Genomic DNA, 19925 nt, shown 5'->3' with positions numbered 1-19925 from the left:
CATAGGGTTTCAATCCTCGAAACAATCCGCGCGACCATCTGCGCGGATGGTGGCCGCCCCATCCAGTATGGATGCCGCCCGTCTGCGGGTCCGAACCGATGGGTCTGTGACGGATCTGTTGCGAGGGGACGGCAGGATCGCCGCAAGCCGTGCGGCCTGTACTGGGGACATCTTGGCCGCACTTGCTCCGTAATATCGCTGTGCCGCAGCTTCGACCCCGAAAACCCCCTGACCGGTCTCGGCAACGTTCAGATAGACCTCCAGAATCCGCTGTTTGCTCCAGAAAATTTCGACGACGGGCGTAATCGACGTTTCAAACGCTTTGCGCACCCAACTGCGCCCCTGCCACAGGAACACGTTCTTCACGACCTGCTGGGTAATAGTCGAGGCCCCCCGGCTGCCGCCATCTTCCAGCGCATCGCGGATTGCTTCAACGTCAAAGCCCCAGTGCAGGCAGAAATTCGCGTCCTCGGCGGCAACCGCAGATCTGCCCATAACCGGGGCGATATCCTCAATCGACACCCAGTCACGCTCTACTTTTCCCAATCGTCGCCATTCGGACCAGATCGTATGAGTCACCGGCGGATTGACCACCGAGTACAGCAGAACCAACCCCACGATAAAGGCCACGACGCCCAAAGCGGCGCGTGTGACCCAACGACAAATCCGCGGTATCAGTGGCTTTTTTGTTTTTGACGCCTTGCTTTTCTTTTTGCTCGACTTGCGCGCTGCTTTTCTTGCCATTGTGTTGCTATACGACGCTGTGGACGGGTTTGGAACGGTTTATGTTACGTGGCCTGAGCGTTGCGCGGGTAAGTAATCCGAGGCAAGTCCGGGACGTAAATTGAAAACCCCGCGTGTCCTTGGTGACACGCGGGGTTCTGATTTGGTCTAACAATTTCCGTTTACTCGGCGGGAACATCAGTTGCCTCGGTTGTCAGAGGATGGCTGAGCTTGTTCAGCATCTCTTTCGGGCAAACCTGAAGGAAGTTGGTCTTTTCGACCTCCCAATGCTGCAGGATGTCGGCGGCCTTGCGACTATTGGTTTCAGCCTGATGTGTTTCGATCAGCGATTTCAGCTGATCTTCCCAATGGTCGACGGTCACCGGACAGGTCACCAGCGTTTCCATGTTCATCAGCTGCTGGGCCTTTCCTTCGGGGTCGTACAGATAAGCTATACCGCCCGTCATACCTGCGCCAAAGTTGGCACCAATACCACCCAGGATCACCGCGATACCACCGGTCATGTATTCACAGCCGTTCGAGCCACAGCCCTCGATCACCACAGTGGCGCCCGAGTTCCGAACCGCGAACCGCTCACCAGCGCGGCCAGCCGCAAACAGGTGTCCATCGGTTGCGCCGTAAAGAACGGTGTTGCCGATAATGGTGTTCTCGTCCGCTTTCAGGGGGCTGACCTGCGGCGGACGCACGACGATTGTGCCCCCGGACAGGCCCTTTCCGACATAGTCGTTGGCATCACCCGACACCTCGAGCTTTAGACCCGGGGCCGCGAAGGCCCCCAGCGACTGACCGGCCGAGCCTTGCAGTTTCACGTGTAAATGGTCCGGCTGGAACGTGTTCCGCATCCCGAAATTCTGCACGATATGGCTGGACACTCGCGTGCCCACGGTCCGATGCGTGTTCTGAACCGCATAAGACAGCTGCATTTTCTCGCCGTCTTTCAGGAAACGGGCGGCATCGCGCACGATTTCAGCATCCAGCGTATCAGGCACCGCGTTCCGGTCTCTGTCGCGGTTGTAGACGATGTTATGGGCACCATCGACGGTGATCAGCAGCGGGTTGAGGTCCAGATCATCCAGATGTGCCGAACCGCGGCTGACCTGCGCCAGCAGATCGGCCCGACCGATGATGTCGTCAATCGACCGCGCACCAAGGCTGGCCAGCAGCTCGCGCACTTCCTGTGCGTAGAAGGTGATCAGGTTGACGACCTTATCGGCATTACCGGTGAACTTTGCCCGCAGGGATTCGTCCTGAGTACACACACCGACCGGGCAGGTGTTCGACTGGCACTGACGCACCATGATACAGCCCATCGCGATCAGCGCCGCGGTGCCGATACCGTATTCCTCGGCTCCCATCATCGCAGCCATGACGATATCACGACCGGTGCGCAAGCCACCATCGGTTCGCAGGGTCACGCGGTCGCGCAGGTTGTTCATCGCCAGAACCTGATGCGCCTCGGTCAGGCCCATTTCCCACGGCAGACCGGCGTATTTGATGCTGGTCGCGGGCGACGCACCGGTGCCGCCATTGTGCCCCGAGATCAGGATCACGTCCGCTTTGGCCTTGGCCACACCGGCGGCAATCGTGCCAACGCCCGAGGACGCCACCAGTTTTACCGTCACTTTGCAGCGCGGGTTGATCTGTTTCAGGTCATAGATCAGCTGCGCCAGATCCTCGATCGAGTAGATATCGTGGTGCGGTGGTGGCGAGATCAGGGTCACGCCCTTGGTCGAATGACGAAGACGCGCAATCAGGTCGGTGACCTTCATGCCCGGCAGCTGACCGCCTTCACCGGGTTTTGCACCCTGGGCGACCTTGATCTCAAGCTCTTCACACTGGTTTAGGTATTCGGCAGTCACACCGAACCGGCCCGAGGCCACCTGTTTGATCTTGGCCGACGGGTTGTCGCCGTTGGGTTCCGGCACGAAATGCGCCGGGTCTTCACCCCCTTCACCCGAGTCGGATTTCGCACCGATCCGGTTCATCGCAACGTTCAGAGTCTTGTGCGCCTCGGGCGACAGCGCGCCCAGCGACATACCTGGCGTAACGAACCGCTTGCGGATCGAAGTGATCGACTCGACCTCTTCAATCGGGATCGGTTTGCCTAGTGGTTTGAAATCCATCAGATCGCGCAGGTGGATCGGCGGGTTCGACTGCATCTTGGCCGAATACTGCTTCCACAGCTCATAGGACGCCCGGTTACAGGCCATCTGCATCATATGCATCGAGGTCGCTTCCCATGCGTGGGTCTCACCCGATTTCCGTGCTTTGTAGAATCCACCGATGGGCAGCACGTCCAGACCATTGACCCATGCCTTGGCGTGGATCTCCTCGGCCTTGGTCTGAATACCGGTGACGCCGATGCCGGAAATCCGGCTGGTCATTCCAGGGAAGTATTCGGCCACCATCGCACGGCTCAGGCCAACGGCCTCAAAATTCAGGCCGCCGCGATAGGACGATATTACCGAGATTCCCATCTTGGCCATGATCTTCAACAAGCCCTGATCGATCGCTTCGCGGAAGCGGGCGACATTTTCGGTCAGGGTCCCGTCCAAAAGGCCGCGATCAATACGGTCGGCCAGCGAATCCTCGGCCAGATAGGCGTTCACCACTGTCGCACCACAACCGATCAGAACGGCAAAGTAATGCGGGTCGACACATTCCGCCGAGCGTACGTTCAACGAACAGAACGTCCGCAGGCCCTGACGGGTCAGGTGCGAGTGCACCGCGCTTGTGGCCAGGATCATGGGCATCGCCACACGACCTTCGCGCGAGTTCATGTCGGACAGAACCAGATGCCCAGCGCCGGACCGTACGGCCTCTTCTGCTTCGGCTCTAACACGGGCTAGTGCGTCGCTTAGTGCGCCTTGGCCGGGCTCAAAGCTACAATCGATCTCTGCCAGCGGTGCATCAAAGCTTTCAACCAGCTTGTCCCATTGCGCGTTGCCGACAAAGGGGCTTTCCAGAACCACAATCTCGGTCTGGCTGCTGTCCTCATCCAGCACGTTCTTGAGGTTCGCAAACCGCGTTTTCAACGACATCACGCGATATTCGCGCAACGAATCGATCGGCGGGTTGGTCACCTGGCTGAAATTTTGCCTAAAGAAGTGGCTGAGCGGGCGGTATTGTTTGGACAGAACCGCCGAGGGCGTATCGTCACCCATCGAGGCCAGCGCCTCTTTACCATCTTCCGCCATCGGGGCGAGAATCTGCTCCAATTCTTCGACTGAATACCCCGCTGCGATCTGGCGCTTGCGCAGTTCTTCACCTGAAAAGATCGGAGCTTCGGTCACGCCCGCCAGCGTGGCATCCAAATCGTGAATCTTGCCGACCCATTCGCCAAATGGCAGCGCACGGGCCAGTTTGTTCTTGATCTGCGTGTCGCGGAACAACTTGCCCTTCTTCATGTCGACGGCCAGCATTTGACCCGGACCAAGGGCGCCCTTCTCGGTCACGGTGGCCTCATCAATCGGCACCATCCCGGCCTCGGACCCTGCAATGACCAGACCATCGCCAGTTACGACGTAACGCATCGGACGCAGACCGTTCCGGTCCAGACCCGCACAGACCCAGCGGCCATCCGTCATCGCCAGTGCGGCAGGGCCATCCCACGGCTCCATCACCGAGTTGCAGTAAGAATACATATCGCGCCATGCCTGCGGCAGTTCGACCGCCTGCTTGGACCAGCTTTCCGGCACCAGCATGGTTTTCGCCATTGGTGCCGAACGACCCGCACGCACTAGAACTTCGAATACCGAGTCCAGAGCCGCCGAATCCGACGAACCACCTGCGATGATCGGCTTGATGTCCTCGGCATAGTCACCAAAGGTGCCGCTCGCCATCCGGATCTCATGGCTTTTCATCCAGTTGATGTTACCCTTCAGCGTGTTGATCTCGCCGTTATGGGCCAGCATGCGGAAAGGCTGTGCCAGCCACCACTGCGGGAACGTATTGGTCGAATATCGCTGGTGGTAGATGGCAAAGGCACTTTCAAAGCGCTCGTCCATCAAATCGGGGTAGAACACCGCGACCTGCTCGGCCAGCATCATGCCCTTATAGATGATCGACCGGCAACTGAGCGAGGCCAGATACAGATCAGAAATCCCGGCAGCCAGTGCCGCCTTTTCGATGCGGCGACGTATTACATAAAGCTCACGCTCGAACGTGTCTTCATCCACACCTTTTGAGTTCGAGATCAGGATCTGCTCGATCTCAGGGCGAGTGGCGTTGGCTTTTTCACCCAAGCAGGTCACATCGACCGGCACATGACGCCAACCATAAATGTAATAGCCCATGCGTAGAACTTCGGTTTCCACGATGGTCCGGCACTGCTCCTGCGCACCGAAATCGGTGCGCGGCAAAAAGACCTGACCAACCGCAATCAGTTGATCCAGTCGCGGCTCATGCCCGGTGCGGCGGATCTGGTCATAAAAAAACGGAACCGGGATCTGCACGTGGATACCCGCGCCATCACCCGTTTTGCCGTCTGCGTCCACCGCGCCGCGGTGCCAGATTGCCTTAAGCGCGTCGATCCCGGCATCCACCACCTTACGCGACGCTTTGCCGTCAATCGAAACCACAAGACCTACACCGCATGAAGAATGCTCTTCATCCTCGGAATAGAGACCATTTTCGGCCATCCATTTGCGCTTGGCTTCTTCGGCCCGCACCCAATCGGCATCATATTTGGTCATTGGCTGTCTCCTTCTTCCGGCAGGGCATACATGGCTTCGACCTCGGCTTTGGTCATCTGCCGGCGCTCTCCTGCGAACGCGTAGCCCTCGAGCTTTTTATCTATGTAAAGTTCAAGTTTCAGCGGGTTGCCGGTGTCGTCGAAAAGACCGGCAGCCATTTGGGTTTGTCCGTGCATCTCGCCCGGCAAAGTGATCCGATACCACAGCGCCGAGCCGCAGTCCGAGCAAAACGCCCGTTCGGCCCAGTCCGACGAGGTGTAGGTCTTGACCGGTCCCAAGGCGGCATAGCCGGGCTCAGCCGCGAAGGTTACCAGCATCGAACTGGTCCAGCGACGGCATTGATCACAATGGCAGGCACCCAGCGAATCCCGCGCCGGGGTTGCGGTCACCGTGACCGCGCCGCACATGCATTGACCTTGCAATTCGGGCATCAGACCCTCCTGTCGCTGGGCTAGGGTTATTCGGCTGCAATGGCAGCCTTGGCGTTGAAGCGATCAATAATCGCATCGGTGCAGTCGCGACCATCACGAATGGCCCAGACCACCAAAGAGGCACCACGCACGATGTCACCAATGGCATAGACGCCGTCCATCTCGGTCGCGCCAGTCTCGAACGCTGCCTTGACGGTGCCCCAACGGGTAACGGGCAGGTCGGGCTGGCCGAACAGGGCGGGCAGATCCTCGGGCTCAAAGCCCAGCGCCTTAATCACCAGATCGGCATCTTCGACATAATCCGCGCCTTCGATCACCTCTGGTGCCTGACGGCCGGTCGCATCGGGCTGACCCAGACGCATCTTCTGCACCATCACGCCTGCAACGGTGCCGTCGCCGGTAAAGCCCTTTGGCGCGCTCAGCCATTCGAACACCACGCCTTCTTCCTCGGCGTTTTGGGTTTCGCGCTGCGAACCCGGCATGTTCGCCCGGTCACGGCGATAGAGGCATTTGACCGACGTGGCGCCTTGCCGGATCGCGGTCCGCACACAATCCATCGCGGTATCACCGCCACCAATAACGACCACCTTCTTGCCTACGGCATTCAAGCGGCCATTGTCGAAATCTTCGACGTCATCGCCAAAACTTTTGCGGTTCGAGGCGGTCAGGAAATCGATGGCTTTTTCGATTCCAGCCAGACCGCTGCCGGGCATGGACAGATCGCGCGATTTGTACACGCCTGTCGCAATGATCACCGCATCATGCTTGGTGTGGATTTCTTCGAACTTGGCGGCGTCCACATCGCAGTTCAGCACAAACTCGACTCCGCCATCGGCCAGCAGGTCATTGCGGCGCTGCACGATGTCTTTTTCCAGCTTGAACCCCGGAATGCCGTACATCAGCAGACCACCTGCGCGATCATAACGATCATAGACGGTGACCTGAATGCCCGCCCGTCGCAGCATGTCCGCGGCAGCCAGGCCGCCGGGGCCGCCACCGATGATGCCAACGCTTTCGCTGCGCTCGGCACCAGGAGTGGTGGGTTTCACCCAGCCTTTGTCCCAGGCGGTGTCGGTAATGTACTTCTCAATCGTGCCAATAGTGACCGTGCCGTGGCCCGATTGCTCGATCACGCAGTTGCCTTCGCACAGACGGTCCTGCGGGCAGATTCGGCCACAGATCTCGGGGAATGTGTTGGTGGCTTGGCTGGTTTGATAGGCCTCTTCCAGACGCCCCGTCGCGGTCAGGTGCAGCCAGTCAGGGATATTGTTGTGCAGCGGGCAATGCGACTGGCAGTATGGAACACCACACTGACTGCATCGGCTGGCTTGTTCCTTGGCTTTTTCTGCTGCGAATTCGGCGTAGATTTCATCAAAATCTTCTCTGCGGTCATCGGCGGCACGCTTTTCGGGCATGACGCGGTCGATCTGCACAAATTTCAGCATCGGTTGCTTGGCCACGGGTCAAACTCCATGAATTGGCTTGGTCACGTCTCTTTAAGAGATGCGAGATCAGATGAAAAGTCAACTATACTGACCTAATTTCGAAAACTGGGGAGAAATTTAGCGGTCATTTGAATTTAAATGCGATTTTTAGTTCCGATTCGGACCTATATGCACGCTTTCCTTTTCCACAGCGCACTTATACCCATTGGGCAAATAAAGACGTGACCACAACACGGCGGGGCAGATGGGTCTTTTTCAATTGATTCTCGCGGCGATTATTCAGGGTATCACTGAGTTTTTGCCGATCTCTTCATCTGGTCACTTGATACTGCTGCCCAGCCTGACCGGGCTGGACGATCAAGGTCTGGCCATCGACGTGGCCGTGCATGTGGGCACTTTGGGCGCCGTGGTTCTGTATTTCTGGTCCGATGTGAAACAGGCCGTCTCCGGTCTTCCCCGAGCGTTGACCGGCCGGGTCGACACACCACAGGCGCAGCTGGCCATGGGTCTGATCATCGCCACGATTCCCACCGTGATTGTCGGGGCTATCCTGTTCAAAACCGGCCTGATCGAGGCGTTTCGGTCAATGGCGGTCATTGGCTGGACCATGCTGGTTTTTGGCCTTGTCCTGTATTGGGCCGATCAAAATGGGCCGCAGACCAAAGAAGCAAGCGAATGGGGTCTGCGCGATGCGTTGATCATGGGGCTGTGGCAGGTTCTCGCCCTGATACCCGGAACATCCCGATCAGGCATTACGATCACCGGCGCGCGCCAACTGGGCTATACGCGAGAGGATGGCGCGCGGATCGCGATGTTGATGTCGATCCCGACCATTATTGCCTCAGGCGTTTTGTTGTCGGTAGACGTGATCCGCGAAGCAGACGCCCAATTGGCCCGAGATGGGGCAATCGCGGCATTTTTTGCCTTTATTTCAGCTCTGCTGGCCCTGGCCCTGATGATGCGCCTGTTGCGCAGTGTCAGCTTTACACCTTATGTCATCTACCGCGTGATCCTGGGCGCCATCCTGCTTGTAATCGCCTATAGCTGATCAGGTCCGCAGATTGTTGGCCGAGTTCTGAATATCGTCGTACTGACCCGATGGGCGAAACTTCCAAAGGTAATCTGGCAGCACCGATTCCAGCGTCTCTGGCTCAATCCCAAGATCCGCGAACCCCTTGGCCCCTTCGGACACGACGTTGTTGCGGCGGAGGTTCTTCAGCTGATCGCGCGTCAGGATGTGGTTCGGGAACAGTTGGAAGCTGACGAATTTCACAATGTCCAGAACGCCCGCCATGATCCGGGCCACAAAGAAGGGCATTCCGATGATCACTCGGCGTCGGTAGATCACATCAAGCATCTGTTGCATCAACGCACGGAAGGTTTTCACCTCTGGCCCGCCCAGCTCATAAACACCGGCTTCAGCTTGGTCCAGGACACCCTGAACAGCCGCCTTGGCCACATCATCCACATAGACCGGCTGGAATTTGGTTTCGGCTCCGACTAGCGGCAGGAAAGGCCCCATCCGGGTCATCCCGGCAAAACGATTAAAGAACTGATCTTCGGTTCCGAAAATCACAGACGGCCGCAAAATAACTGCATCTGGCATATGGGTCAGCACACCGGCCTCACCATGCGCCTTGGTTCGTGAATATTCGCTGTCGGACTCAGCGTCCGCTCCGATGGCCGAGATATGAACCATTTGGGAAATGCCCTGATCGGCCGCCAAACGCGCGATCCGCTCGGCCCCATCAGCTTGCACCGCGTCAAAGGCGTTCTTGCCCAGCTCGTTCAGAACACCGACGCAATTCACCACCGCATCTGCCCCATGCATCGCCGCCGCGACAGAGGCATCATCACGGATGTTGCACAAAATGGGTTCGACCTGGCCGACCACACCATAGGGCCTGACAAACATCGCCTCATTCGGGCGCCGCACCGCCACCCGGACACGCCACCCTTCATTTGCCATGCGCCGCGTAATATACCGGCCGACAAATCCCGATCCGCCATAAATCGTGACCATTTTAGACATGAGAGGGCTCCTGCTTGTGGGTCCTCTATCGATCTAGCGCTCTGAGGCTTGTCAAACAAGGCGCAATAACGCCGCGCGTCAGTGAAAAGACCAACCAATTCAAACTGAATTTGGATGTGCGAAAAAAACTTTCAAAAATCTTCCCGAATCTGGTTGACCCTTCCAGCCAGTGGGCTTAAACGCCCCTCCACGACACCTGCCCAGGTGGCGGAATTGGTAGACGCGCTAGCTTCAGGTGCTAGTGTCCGTATGGACGTGGAGGTTCGAGTCCTCTCCTGGGCACCAAAACCCCCTACACTTAATAGAAAAGCAGGCCACGGCATGCTGTTTTATTAACTCGAGTTTACTTGCGCTTGATCGTTGTTAGCGCATTCCTTGAACCTTTGAGAATCCTCTTCAAACCTGTGGCAAGTCGCGGAATATCAATTCCAATCTGGCACATAGGTTTTCTTGCGGTTTTCCGCCTAACTGCAAAGGAAATTTAGCAGAGACCCGCTGTTCTTCTCCTACATCTCTATCCAGATTATTAGTGCCACAGTTCTGCCGCTATCCCAACCGACAATACAGAAAAACGCGAAACACTTTAGGTAAGTCGATGTCACAGGCAGACTCTCTAGAACGAGATATGTTGGATTTGATCAACGCGGAGAGAGCGAAAGTTGGCGCGCCTCCGCTTGTTCTGGAACTCAATCTCAACGAAGCGTCTGAAGATCACAGTAAGTGGATGATTGTGAAGGACATTTTTTCTCACACCGGCGTGAACAACACGAATCCCGGGGCACGGATGGATAACGCCGGGTTCAATTTTAGCGGAAGTTACAGCTGGGCAGAAAACATAGCAGGAAGGTCCGTCCGAGCTCCTAACGGTTTCGATGACGAGGTTATCGGGCTTCACAATCAACTGATGAACAGCGATGGCCACAGGGCCAACTTGCTGAACCCTGATTTTGACTACATTGGAATCGGTATCGAGATCGGAGAGTATCAGGGGCGCACTTGGGCATTTGTAACCCAGAATTTTGCCCGAACCGGAGGATCCGTTGATTTGGACACTGGTGGGGGTGCCCCAGCCTCCGGAGGCAGCGGCGAGACACCCTCTCCTTCAAATCTACCATTTGCCGCGCCACATGATCATCCACGCAATCTCGCCGATGGCATCGAAGCGCTGGAGTATATTGCGTCTCACTCCGACTTAATAGCGGTATTCGGAACCAACGCCGATGAGGGTTTGCGGCACTACGCGGATCATGGATATTTTGAACAACGCAAAATCACTTTTGACGGGCTAGAATACATCGCATCACACAATGATCTCATCCAAGCATTTGGGGCAAATAGTGAGGCTGGTGCCCGCCACTTTATCTCCTGGGGGCACATCGAAGGAAGAAAACAGACGTTCGACGGGCTGGAATACATCGCCTCACACAATGATCTCATTCAAGCATTCGGGGCCGATGCTGAAGCAGGTGCTAATCACTTTATTTTCCACGGCCGCAATGAGGGACGCGAACAGACCTTTGACGGGTTAGAGTACATTGCTTCACACGTCGATTTGATCAATGCGTTTGGGGCTGATTCAGATGCAGGGTCGACACATTTTATTGCATATGGTGTACATGAGGGACGAAGCAAAGACACCTTTGACGCTGAAACTTACCTGGCGAACTATGCGGACCTACAGGCTGCATTCGGTAATGACCATCAAGCTGCAACCGAGCATTTCATAAACCATGGCTACTTTGAAGGCCGATCGGACGATTTTCTGTTCTAGCCGCAGCAAAAAACTGACGCAAATAAGTACCGCAACTAAGACAGCAGAGCCAATTGAGAATTGCGAAACATATTTCTTTATGGAATTTAGTTTAACTTTGTAAGCCAGCCATAGTTTACCCCCGAAAGAAAAGCGCGACAGGAGTTTATCCCTGTCGCGGTAGCTTGGCGCATGTTGTCGGTTTATACCAAAAAGAGCATCAGCGTAGAGCTTCGCTTAGCTTCAAGTAACGGATTGTTCTGAAACAACTTCGCCAAAACGGGTAAAGAACTTGCCCGACAGCTTTTTTGCCGTTCCAGCGATCAGGCGGCTACCCAGTTGGGCGATTTTTCCACCAACCTCGACCTTGGCTGTATAAGCCAGAACGGTTTCGTCCCCATCTTCGGTCAGCGTCACGTCTGCACCACCCTTGGCAAATCCGGCGGCACCGCCCTTGCCTTCCCCGGTCAAGGAAAACTCGTCCGGTGCATTGGCAGTGTCCAGCGTCACAGCGCCCGCAAACCGGGCTTTGACGGGGCCGATTTTCAAGACCACCTTGGCTTCCAGATCTTCGGGTGAATTTTGGATCAGCTCTTCGCACCCTGGGATGCATTCCTGCAGGATTTCGGGATTATTCAGAGCCTTGTATACCACATCCCGCGGCGCAGAGATGCGGACTTCGTCACTCAGTTCCATTCAACTTTCCTTTGTTCAACAGCATCTTGGATAAACCAGAAGCGCGGTCTCTGTCGCCTCTTCCGGAGTTTGTTCGGGACGCGCGGGCCACAGGGACCTCAGGCGTTTAAGCACGTTTCTCATCATGGGACTCCGTTTTGGATTTGTCACTGTTTCGCCAAAGCACAATTTCAGCTAGAATCGACACGGCGATCTCATGCGGGTCGATCGCGTGGATGTTCAGACCTGCCGGTGACTTCAGCCGCGCAGCTCGTATCGGGTCCAAACCTTGCGATATCAGCTTGGCCACCAGCGTTTCGGCCTTGCGATGGCTGGCCACCATCGACACCCGCTTTGCGTCCGTTTGCAGAGCGGCGGCCAGGGCCGCGGCATCGCCCTGTCCTTGCGAGGCCACGACAACGAAATCCCGCGGCTCGACCCCTAGGTTTTGGACGGAGTCCAGAGTGAACCGTTGAAAGTCACCTTCTGTCTCTGACGCGTCACTGAGACACACGCGAAACCCAGCCAGTGCCCCATGGGCTGCCAGTGCCACTGCAATCAGCGACTCGCCAAAAATCACCAATCGCGGTGCGTGCTGATACGGCTCGACAAGCAGATCGACAGTGCCGCCGGATGGGCAACCGCTTTTGAACGTCTGAATGCCATCAGGATCGGCCATGTTCACCACCTTTTCCGAAGGTTTGACCCGGATCATTTGCGGCGAACCACTGGCCAACGCCTGCTGGGCCGAGGATCGAACCGCACGTTGAACGCAGCCCCCGCCCAAATGGCCCAGGATCCGTCCATCTTTTGTAATCGCAGCCTTGCCCCCGGCTTTCGCCGAAGTTGCATCCGCAGTCCGCAACACCGTGGCAACGCAAAAGGCTTCATCAGTTTTGCGCAGCTGCTCAATCGTGTCGAATATGTCGAAGCTTGCCATTTGGGCTCCTTTCACAGCTTACGGAATTGCGGCTCCAGCGCCGCCAGCGCCTCAAGCGTGTTTGCGGGCAGGTGCGCGTCCAGATACGGCTCAGCTGCCTGCATTGCGGCGGCAATGGGCTGGTAGTCACGCCAGCCTTTCAACGGGTTCAGCCACACGATCCGCCGGGCCTTGCGTCGAATCCGGGCCAATACATCGCCCAACGCTTGCGGGTCCGAGCTGCAATACCCGTCAGACAGGATCAGTACGATGGTTCGACCATTCAGTGCGCGCGCGCCATATCCATTTAGAAAATGCTCAAGACTGCCTGAGATATCCGTGCCTCCGCCAAACCCTTCGGCCATCAGCGACAGCCGCCCTGCTGCGCGCAGCGAATCGTGGTCGCGCAACGCATCCGTGACGCGCATCAAGCGCGTATGGAACAGATATGCGTCCGCTTCGGTTCCAGTGCCAATCAAGCCTTTCAGGAAAGCCAGAAAGACGCGCGAATATACCGTCATCGAACCGCTTACATCGCACAGTGCAACGATCCGCATCGGACGCGGTGGGCGGGCGCGACGATACAGGTCCATCGGCTCGCCGCCTCGTGCGAGGCTGGCGCGCTGTATTCGGCGCATGTCCAGAGCAGGCCCCCTTAGCGCTTTTTTCCGCCGGCGCGAGCGGCGGTCGCGGATGGCGCGCGCCAGCGCTGTCGCCGCTTGTTCGGCCTGCTTCAGTGCGTCTTCATCCATCAGTTCACGCAAATCCCGACGCGACAGGTTGGCCGTTCGGGTCGCAATCAGCTTACCGTCTCTCCCCACGGCCTCCCCGTCGCCGGGATCAGGGGTTGCGTCCTGATCCGAATCGGAACTGGACTCCTGAATGTCATGGCTTTCTTGCTGCCAGATCATCGGCTTGGCGGATTGCACCCGAACATGCGCGGTTTGCGCCACTCCGGTCCGTTGTTTCCCTGCATTTAGCCAATATGCATCGAAAAGATCGTCAAACCGTCGCCAGTCTTCCGCGTCACCGGCCAGCAAGACACACAGCGCTTGTCTGGCCTGCGGCAAATCCGTCGCCTCTACTTCCGCCAGCACTGCCAATGCATCCCCAGTCTCAGCCGGTCCGACGCGCATCCCGTTCATCCGCAAATGTGCAATGAAGCCAGACATGCGATCCGCCAGACCAGAGGCACGAGAAGGGAACCGGGTGACCTGCATCACGCCACCTTTCCAATCAGGCGATCCATCACTTCAGGCGGGGCCGCGTCATAATCGGCTGCGGTTTTCAGAAGACAGACAAGAGTCGCCTGAACCTCTTCGCGGGACTGCGCCATGTCGTTAACACCCAATCCGGAAAGGGCTGCCGCCCAGTCCAGCATCTCGGCAATGCCCGGAGTCTTCTCCAAGTCTTCTTTGCGCAAAGCCTGCACAACGCCAACAATCTGGCGCGCCAACTGCCCTTCCACATGGGGCATGCGGGCTTTCAGGATCGCCATTTCGGTTTCACGCGATGGGTAGTCGAGGAAACTGTACAGACACCGGCGGCGCAATGCATCGGACAAGTCCCGCGTGCCATTCGCCGTCAAAATAACGATGGGTTTTGAACGCGCCGGGATTGTACCCAGTTCGGGAATTGTGATTTGAAAATCCGAGAGGATTTCCAACAGATACGCTTCGAATTCTTCGTCGGCCCGGTCAATTTCATCAATTAGCAGAACCGGAGGGGCATCTTGTGAAATAGCCTCCAACAAAGGTCGTTTTAGCAGATATTCATCTGAGAAAAGCTGTGCTTCGCTCGTTCCACCCTGTGCCTCGCTCGCTCGGATCGCCAGAAGCTGACGCTGATAGTTCCATTCATAAATGGCATGACTGGCATCGAGCCCTTCATAACATTGCAGCCGGATCAGCCGGGCGTCCTGCCACGCGGCCAGGGCCTTTGCCACTTCGGTCTTTCCAACGCCAGCAGGACCTTCCAACAACAATGGCCGCCCAAGTTGCTGTGCCAAATGCAGCGCCATCGCCAACCGGTCATCGGAAACATAGCCCTGCGCGGCCAATCCGTTCTGAACATCACTCAAAGTCAAAACCAGGATCCAATCTTCATCTGGCCAAAAATATCCCGGGGGAGGTTAGGAGGGGGTTCTACCCCCTCCGTTCGGTTGGGCCGGCAACAGCCGGTTCGAAACCGTTTACCCGTGCATCCCCAACCCGTTGGCGATCTTCCAGATCCGCCAATGATCATGCGGCATATGGCTTTGCACCAACCCAAAGGGCCGGAACGCATCATGCACCGCGTTCGAGAACGCAGGCACGCCGCCGACATTCGGACTCTCGCCCACGCCCTTGGCACCGATCGGGTGGTGCGGAGATGGCGTGACCGTGTGATCGGTGGTGTAGTTCGGCGTCTCCCATGCCGTAGGCAGGAAGAAGTCCATCAGCGTCGCGGTCTTGACGTTGCCCATCTCGTCATAGGCAATCTCCTGCCCCATCGCGATGGCCAGCGCTTCGGTCACACCGCCATGGACCTGCCCTTCGATGATCATCGGGTTGATCCGCGTGCCGCAATCGTCCAGCGCATAGAACTGCCGAACATCCCATTCGCCAGTATCCACGTCGATCTCCATGACACAGATATAGGCCCCGAAAGGGTAAGTCATATTTGGGGGGTCATAGTAGCTGACGGCCTCCAGACCGGGTTCCAGCCCCGGAATAGCCTGGTTGTAAGCGGCAAAAGCGATCTCTTTCATGGTCTTGAACCGCTCAGGCGCGCCTTTGACGGCAAACCGATCGACATCCCATTCGACATCATTGTCATGCACCTCGAGCAGATAGGCCGCGATCATCTGCGCCTTGGCGCGGATTTTGCGCGCGGCCATGGCTGTCGCAGCACCGGCAACCGGTGTGGACCGAGACCCGTAGGTCCCAAGGCCATAAGGCGCGGTGTCGGTGTCGCCTTCCTCCAGCGTGATGTCATCGGCTGGCAGGCCGATCTCACTGGCGATGATCTGGGCAAAGGTTGTGGCGTGGCCCTGACCCTGGCTGATTGTCCCCAGCCGGGCGATGGCGGAACCCGTCGGGTGAATCCGGATTTCGCACGAGTCGAACATGCCCAGCCCGAGGATATCACAGTTCTTCACCGGTCCGGCCCCGACGATTTCGGTGAAATGCGTCAGGCCGATGCCTAGCAGTTTGCGGGTCTTTCCGGCTCTGAAGTCCTCGATCCGTTGCGCCTGTTCCGCCCTCAGACCTTCATAGCCCACGGCCTTCAGCGCCTTGTCCCAGGCGGTGTGGTAATCGCCCGAGTCATACTCCCAGCCCAGCGCGGACTGATACGGGAACTGATCGGCCTTGATGAAGTTGATCCGGCGCAGCTCGGCCGCGTCCATGTTCAGCTTTATGGCCAAAACCTCAATCATCCGTTCGATGAAATAGGCAGCCTCGGTCACCCGGAACGAACAACGATAGGCGACACCGCCCGGAGCCTTGTTGGTGTAAACCCCATCCACAGCCAGATAAGCGGTGGGAATGTCATACGACCCGGTGCAGATGTTCATGAAACCAGCCGGGAATTTGGTCGGGTCGGCACAGGCGTCAAATCCACCATGATCCGCCGTGGTATGACACCACAGGCCGGTGATCTTGCCGTCTTTAGTGGCCGCGATCTTACCTTGCATCCAGTAGTCCCGTGCAAAGGCGGTGGACATCAAATTTTCCATCCGGTTCTCGACCCATTTCACTGGCTGGCCGGTGACAATCGAGGCGACAACCGAGCAGACATAGCCCGCATAGGCGCCAACCTTATTGCCAAAGCCACCACCGATATCAGGACTGATCACCCGGATATTGTGCTCAGCCAGACCCGAGATCAGCGATACAACGGTGCGGATCGCGTGCGGGGCCTGGAACGTGCCATAGAGCGTCAGCTTGCCGGTGACCTTATCCATAGAAGCGACACAGCCGCATGTCTCCAGCGGGCAAGGGTGGGTCCGATGATAATAGACCATCTCCTCAGCCACGACATCTGCCTCACCCAGAACAGCCTCGGTCGCGTCTTTGTCACCCTGTTCCCAGGTGAAGATGTGGTTGTGGTGCTTGCGCGGCCCATGTGCGCCGTCTGTCTGACCCGCAAGGTCTTCGCGCAGGACGACATCTGATTTTAGCGCCTCGAACGGGTCGGTCAGAACGGGCAGCTCTTCATAGTCAACCTCGACCAACTCTGCCGCATCTGCTGCGATATACCGATTTTCAGCGACGACATAAGCAACTTCCTGGCCCTGGAACAGAACCTTGCCATCGGCCAGCACCATTTGCTTGTCGCCCGCCAACGTCGGCATCCAATGCAATCCCAATGGCGCAAGGTCTTCGGCGGTCAGAACCGCAACAACGCCAGGTATCGCCAGCGCAGCCTCTTTGTTTACGCTGACGACGCGGGCATGGGCATAGGGAGAGCGGACAAAGGCGCCAAACAGCATCCCGTCCAGCTTGATGTCATCGACGTAGTTGCCCTTGCCTTGGGTAAAGCGCACATCTTCGACGCGCTTGCGCGAACTGCCCATCCCTTTGAGGTTGGCGGCGCGTTCTTCGGGGGTCAGAGTCTGGTCGTTCATTCCGCAGCCTCCTTCTGAGCGTTTAGCATGTCGGCAGATGCAGCGATCGCCTTGACGATGTTCTGATATCCGGTGCAGCGGCACAGGTTACCGGACATGCCAAAGCGGATGTCTTCCTCGGTCGGGTTCGGGTTTTCTTGCAGAAGACGATGCGCGCGGGTGATCATGCCCGGCGTGCAAAAGCCGCATTGCAGCCCGTGATGTTCGCGGAACATCTCTTGCAGAACCCCAAGGCTGCCATCGTCGTTGGTCAACCCCTCAACGGTGGTGACGTCGGCGCCGTTCACCTGCGCCACAAAGGTTGTACAGGACTTGACGGACTTGCCATCAATATCCACGGTGCAGGCCCCGCAATGGCTTGTTTCGCATCCGATATGCGGGCCTGTGATTTTCAAATCTTCTCGCAGAAAATGGATCAACAGCGTGCGCGGCTCGGCCAGACCTTCGACCTGCTTGCCGTTCACGGTGAGTTTTACGTGCATTTTTGACATCGTTGTTCCTCCCCTCAATCCGCGCGGCTTTGCGCGCGTTCGATGGCGCGGCGCAGCATCACAGCGGCCACGTGTTTCTTGAATTCGACCGGGCCGCGATTGTCGGCCACCGGGTCGATCGCATCGAGCATCGCTGCGACACAACCGCTGACATCCCCATCCGCCAGCGCATTGCTTGCGCTTTCAGACCAGACGGGTGTGTCCGCCAGATTGGTCATCGCGACCGAGGCCTGACCATTGCCAACCATCACCGCAGCTGCCGCTGTTGCATAATCACCGATCTTGCGTTTCTGCTTTTCGTAGGCCTGACCCACACCCGCGCCCGGCACCGGGATCGAAATCCGGGTCAGGATTTCCTCATCGTCACGCGCAGTGAAGTAAGCGGCCTCATAAAACTCACGCGCAGCGACACTGCGGCGACCATCGGGGCCAGACAGTTCGAACGTCGCGTTCAGGCATTGCATCAACCCCGGCATATCATTGCCCGGATCACCATTGGCGACGTTCCCACCAACAGTTCCCACATATCGCACCTGAGGATCCGCAACCTGCAGCGCGGCCTCTCGGATCAACGGAATGGCTGTAGCCAAGCCGTCATGAGTGATCAGCTCGTGCTGGGTCACCATTGCGCCAAGCGAAACCGTGTCGGCACCAATCTCGATGCCTTTTAGCTCCTCGATCGCTTGCAGATCGACCAGATGGCCCATTTCGGCCATGCGCAGCTTCATCATCGGGATCAGACTGTGCCCGCCCGCGATCACGCGAGCTTCATCTCCGTGTTCCTGCAAAATGCCAATGGCCGAGGCGATATCGCCTGGCCGGTGATACTCAAATCCGGCTGGTATCATGTTTTTCCTCCCTGGGTCCAAGCGGTATGCCTTGGGGGACCTGCGGTAAGGAAAGGACGCTGAAGCCATCCGTTCCAGCCAGTGGAAACGGAGAGCGCGGCTTATTTCACGAAATGCGAATGCGCTGCACGAGCTGCGATCAAAGGCCCAGCGCCTCGCGAATGTCCGTCAGGCGGGATCGGCTGACCGGCACCTTGGCTAGCGCATCGACTCCATCGAAATAGCAGGTACCGTTATCCTTGTGCCTCTCGAAACGCGAGACCTGTTTGGGGTTCACCAGATAACTGCGATGAGCCCGCAAAAACCCGTCAGGCGCCAAGCGCGATTCAGCTTCGGTAATGGACCACGGGCAAAACAGTTTCTCGGCGTTTATATAAAGAACGGTGTAATGCCCTTCGGCCCGGATGGCTGCGATATTGGAAGGCTGGGCGAAAAAGGTTTGTCCTTCCCGCTCAAATGGAACCCCGGCCCGCAATGTGGGCTCTGGTTCCGGGGCAGGTTCCGGCGCGCTGGGCGATACCTCTGCTGCCGCAGGTTCGATGAAGGTGATGCCCGTTAGCAGGAATGCACCACAGATCAGGAACACGGAAACCGTGACCCCCATCGCCAGCACCTGATTGTTTAACGCAGGTCCGGCGCGACCGGCGGTATCGCTTGCGACAAAGTCAGTCAGGCCGGTGGCGACGAAATGCATGGTGAAGACCGCCAACCCGAAACACACCGTTCCCAGCAGAATGTTGCGCTGCGTTCGGTTGTCATAGGCAACCCAGATCGCCAGCACCGACAAAACGACCGAGGCCAGGGTCGAAATCACCACGTCCCAAACATTGTAAACGGGGCGGCACAGCTCCATCCCGGCCATGCCGACGTAGTGCATGACAACAATCCCCAGACCCACGATCACGCCCGCACCGACTATCGTTCCCATCGTGCGGGGACGGAAATGCAGGATCAGCAGCGCAAGGCCAACCATCAGGATCGCGACCAGGGCTGAGATCAGGGTGATCAAAGCATCGTAGTAAAACAGGATCGGCAGTTGCAGGCCCAGCATGGCCACGAAATGCATCGACCAGATGCCACCGCCCAGAATGATCGCAGCCAACGCCACGACCAGTTTGCGTTTCTGATCGTCCAGTTTTGAGGCCCCATGCGTCAGATAAAGCCCGGTGAATCCAGCCATCATCGCAACAGCCAGAGACGCCGCCACAAGCCAAGCGTTATGAGAATAGTCCAACATTTGGATTTACACGCCCTCCCCGACGCGTGGGTGACGTTAGCAAACGGAAT

15 protein-coding genes and 1 tRNA gene are annotated in these 19925 nt (G+C 57.5%); 3 read left to right on the top strand and 13 right to left on the bottom strand.

Annotation, left to right across the window (positions count from 1 at the left end; translation table 11 throughout):
* Positions 1 to 9: 9 nt before the first annotated feature.
* The 4 genes from mtgA to RUA4292_RS20855 form a co-directional block, all read right to left on the bottom strand.
* Positions 10 to 744, bottom strand: coding sequence for a monofunctional biosynthetic peptidoglycan transglycosylase (mtgA, locus tag RUA4292_RS20870; RefSeq protein WP_058279323.1), 735 nt, complete (start codon positions 742 to 744; stop codon positions 10 to 12).
* Positions 745 to 905: 161 nt separating this feature from the next.
* The gene (gene gltB / locus RUA4292_RS20865) at positions 906 to 5438 is read right to left on the bottom strand and encodes a glutamate synthase large subunit (RefSeq protein ID WP_058279322.1); all 4533 of its coding nucleotides are present in this window, start codon (positions 5436 to 5438) and stop codon (positions 906 to 908) included.
* Complete coding sequence (locus tag RUA4292_RS20860; RefSeq protein WP_058279321.1) at positions 5435 to 5869, bottom strand: GFA family protein; 435 nt, start codon at positions 5867 to 5869, stop codon at positions 5435 to 5437. Before RUA4292_RS20860 ends, gltB begins: the two co-directional genes overlap by 4 nt.
* A gap of 26 nt (positions 5870 to 5895) precedes the next feature.
* On the bottom strand, positions 5896 to 7329 hold the full coding sequence (locus tag RUA4292_RS20855) for an NAD(P)-dependent oxidoreductase (RefSeq protein WP_058279320.1): 1434 nt from the start codon (positions 7327 to 7329) through the stop codon (positions 5896 to 5898).
* A 229-nt stretch (positions 7330 to 7558) separates the two neighbouring features.
* Between RUA4292_RS20855 and RUA4292_RS20850 the strand changes: the two genes are divergently transcribed.
* Complete coding sequence (locus RUA4292_RS20850; RefSeq protein WP_058279319.1) at positions 7559 to 8362, top strand: undecaprenyl-diphosphate phosphatase; 804 nt, start codon at positions 7559 to 7561, stop codon at positions 8360 to 8362.
* Here RUA4292_RS20850 and RUA4292_RS20845 read toward each other — a convergent pair whose 3' ends face one another.
* Complete coding sequence (locus RUA4292_RS20845) at positions 8363 to 9346, bottom strand: complex I NDUFA9 subunit family protein (protein ID WP_058279318.1); 984 nt, start codon at positions 9344 to 9346, stop codon at positions 8363 to 8365.
* Positions 9347 to 9544: 198 nt separating this feature from the next.
* Between RUA4292_RS20845 and RUA4292_RS20840 the strand changes: the two genes are divergently transcribed.
* Positions 9545 to 9631: transfer RNA gene (locus RUA4292_RS20840), tRNA-Leu, on the top strand.
* Between the two features lie 340 nt (positions 9632 to 9971).
* Positions 9972 to 11117 (top strand): CAP domain-containing protein, encoded by a 1146-nt coding sequence (locus tag RUA4292_RS20835; RefSeq protein WP_199520028.1) that lies wholly within the window; start codon positions 9972 to 9974, stop codon positions 11115 to 11117.
* A gap of 222 nt (positions 11118 to 11339) precedes the next feature.
* On the opposite strand, the gene RUA4292_RS20830 is transcribed toward RUA4292_RS20835, so the two are convergent.
* The 8 genes from RUA4292_RS20830 to RUA4292_RS20795 all read right to left on the bottom strand — a co-directional run bounded on the left by RUA4292_RS20830 (position 11340) and on the right by RUA4292_RS20795 (position 19875).
* Entirely contained in the window at positions 11340 to 11792 is a 453-nt protein-coding gene (locus tag RUA4292_RS20830; RefSeq protein WP_058279316.1) for an SRPBCC family protein, read from the bottom strand.
* 106 nt (positions 11793 to 11898) lie between these two features.
* Positions 11899 to 12711 (bottom strand): XdhC family protein, encoded by an 813-nt coding sequence (locus tag RUA4292_RS20825; protein ID WP_058279315.1) that lies wholly within the window; start codon positions 12709 to 12711, stop codon positions 11899 to 11901.
* Positions 12712 to 12722: 11 nt separating this feature from the next.
* Positions 12723 to 13910: a vWA domain-containing protein gene (locus RUA4292_RS20820; protein WP_058279314.1), complete on the bottom strand. Its 1188-nt coding sequence runs from the start codon at positions 13908 to 13910 to the stop codon at positions 12723 to 12725.
* Positions 13910 to 14776 (bottom strand): AAA family ATPase, encoded by an 867-nt coding sequence (locus tag RUA4292_RS20815; RefSeq protein ID WP_058279313.1) that lies wholly within the window; start codon positions 14774 to 14776, stop codon positions 13910 to 13912. Before RUA4292_RS20815 ends, RUA4292_RS20820 begins: the two co-directional genes overlap by 1 nt.
* 105 nt (positions 14777 to 14881) lie before the next feature.
* Positions 14882 to 17299 (bottom strand): aerobic carbon-monoxide dehydrogenase large subunit, encoded by a 2418-nt coding sequence (locus RUA4292_RS20810; protein ID WP_058279312.1) that lies wholly within the window; start codon positions 17297 to 17299, stop codon positions 14882 to 14884.
* Positions 17296 to 17790 (bottom strand): (2Fe-2S)-binding protein, encoded by a 495-nt coding sequence (locus RUA4292_RS20805; RefSeq protein WP_058279311.1) that lies wholly within the window; start codon positions 17788 to 17790, stop codon positions 17296 to 17298. Before RUA4292_RS20805 ends, RUA4292_RS20810 begins: the two co-directional genes overlap by 4 nt.
* Before the next feature lie 14 nt (positions 17791 to 17804).
* Positions 17805 to 18638, bottom strand: a complete 834-nt coding sequence (locus tag RUA4292_RS20800) for an FAD binding domain-containing protein (RefSeq protein WP_058279310.1) — start codon at positions 18636 to 18638, stop codon at positions 17805 to 17807.
* 139 nt (positions 18639 to 18777) lie between these two features.
* Positions 18778 to 19875 (bottom strand): MHYT domain-containing protein, encoded by a 1098-nt coding sequence (locus RUA4292_RS20795; protein ID WP_058279309.1) that lies wholly within the window; start codon positions 19873 to 19875, stop codon positions 18778 to 18780.
* Positions 19876 to 19925 lie beyond the last annotated feature (50 nt).

The organism is Ruegeria atlantica, assembly GCF_001458195.1.
Classification (GTDB): domain Bacteria; phylum Pseudomonadota; class Alphaproteobacteria; order Rhodobacterales; family Rhodobacteraceae; genus Ruegeria; species Ruegeria atlantica.
This window is presented reverse-complemented; position numbering and strand designations above follow the sequence as displayed.

Coding starts and splice junctions, on each gene's coding strand:
- mtgA (WP_058279323.1), bottom strand. CDS start 744: ATGGCAAGAAAAGCAGCGCGCAAGTCGAGCAAAAAGAAAAGCAAGGCG.
- gltB (WP_058279322.1), bottom strand. CDS start 5,438: ATGACCAAATATGATGCCGATTGGGTGCGGGCCGAAGAAGCCAAGCGC.
- RUA4292_RS20860 (WP_058279321.1), bottom strand. CDS start 5,869: ATGCCCGAATTGCAAGGTCAATGCATGTGCGGCGCGGTCACGGTGACC.
- RUA4292_RS20850 (WP_058279319.1), top strand. CDS start 7,559: ATGGGTCTTTTTCAATTGATTCTCGCGGCGATTATTCAGGGTATCACT.
- RUA4292_RS20845 (WP_058279318.1), bottom strand. CDS start 9,346: ATGTCTAAAATGGTCACGATTTATGGCGGATCGGGATTTGTCGGCCGG.
- RUA4292_RS20835 (WP_199520028.1), top strand. CDS start 9,972: ATGTTGGATTTGATCAACGCGGAGAGAGCGAAAGTTGGCGCGCCTCCG.
- RUA4292_RS20830 (WP_058279316.1), bottom strand. CDS start 11,792: ATGGAACTGAGTGACGAAGTCCGCATCTCTGCGCCGCGGGATGTGGTA.
- RUA4292_RS20825 (WP_058279315.1), bottom strand. CDS start 12,711: ATGGCAAGCTTCGACATATTCGACACGATTGAGCAGCTGCGCAAAACT.
- RUA4292_RS20820 (WP_058279314.1), bottom strand. CDS start 13,910: ATGCAGGTCACCCGGTTCCCTTCTCGTGCCTCTGGTCTGGCGGATCGC.
- RUA4292_RS20810 (WP_058279312.1), bottom strand. CDS start 17,299: ATGAACGACCAGACTCTGACCCCCGAAGAACGCGCCGCCAACCTCAAA.
- RUA4292_RS20805 (WP_058279311.1), bottom strand. CDS start 17,790: ATGTCAAAAATGCACGTAAAACTCACCGTGAACGGCAAGCAGGTCGAA.
- RUA4292_RS20800 (WP_058279310.1), bottom strand. CDS start 18,638: ATGATACCAGCCGGATTTGAGTATCACCGGCCAGGCGATATCGCCTCG.
- RUA4292_RS20795 (WP_058279309.1), bottom strand. CDS start 19,875: ATGTTGGACTATTCTCATAACGCTTGGCTTGTGGCGGCGTCTCTGGCT.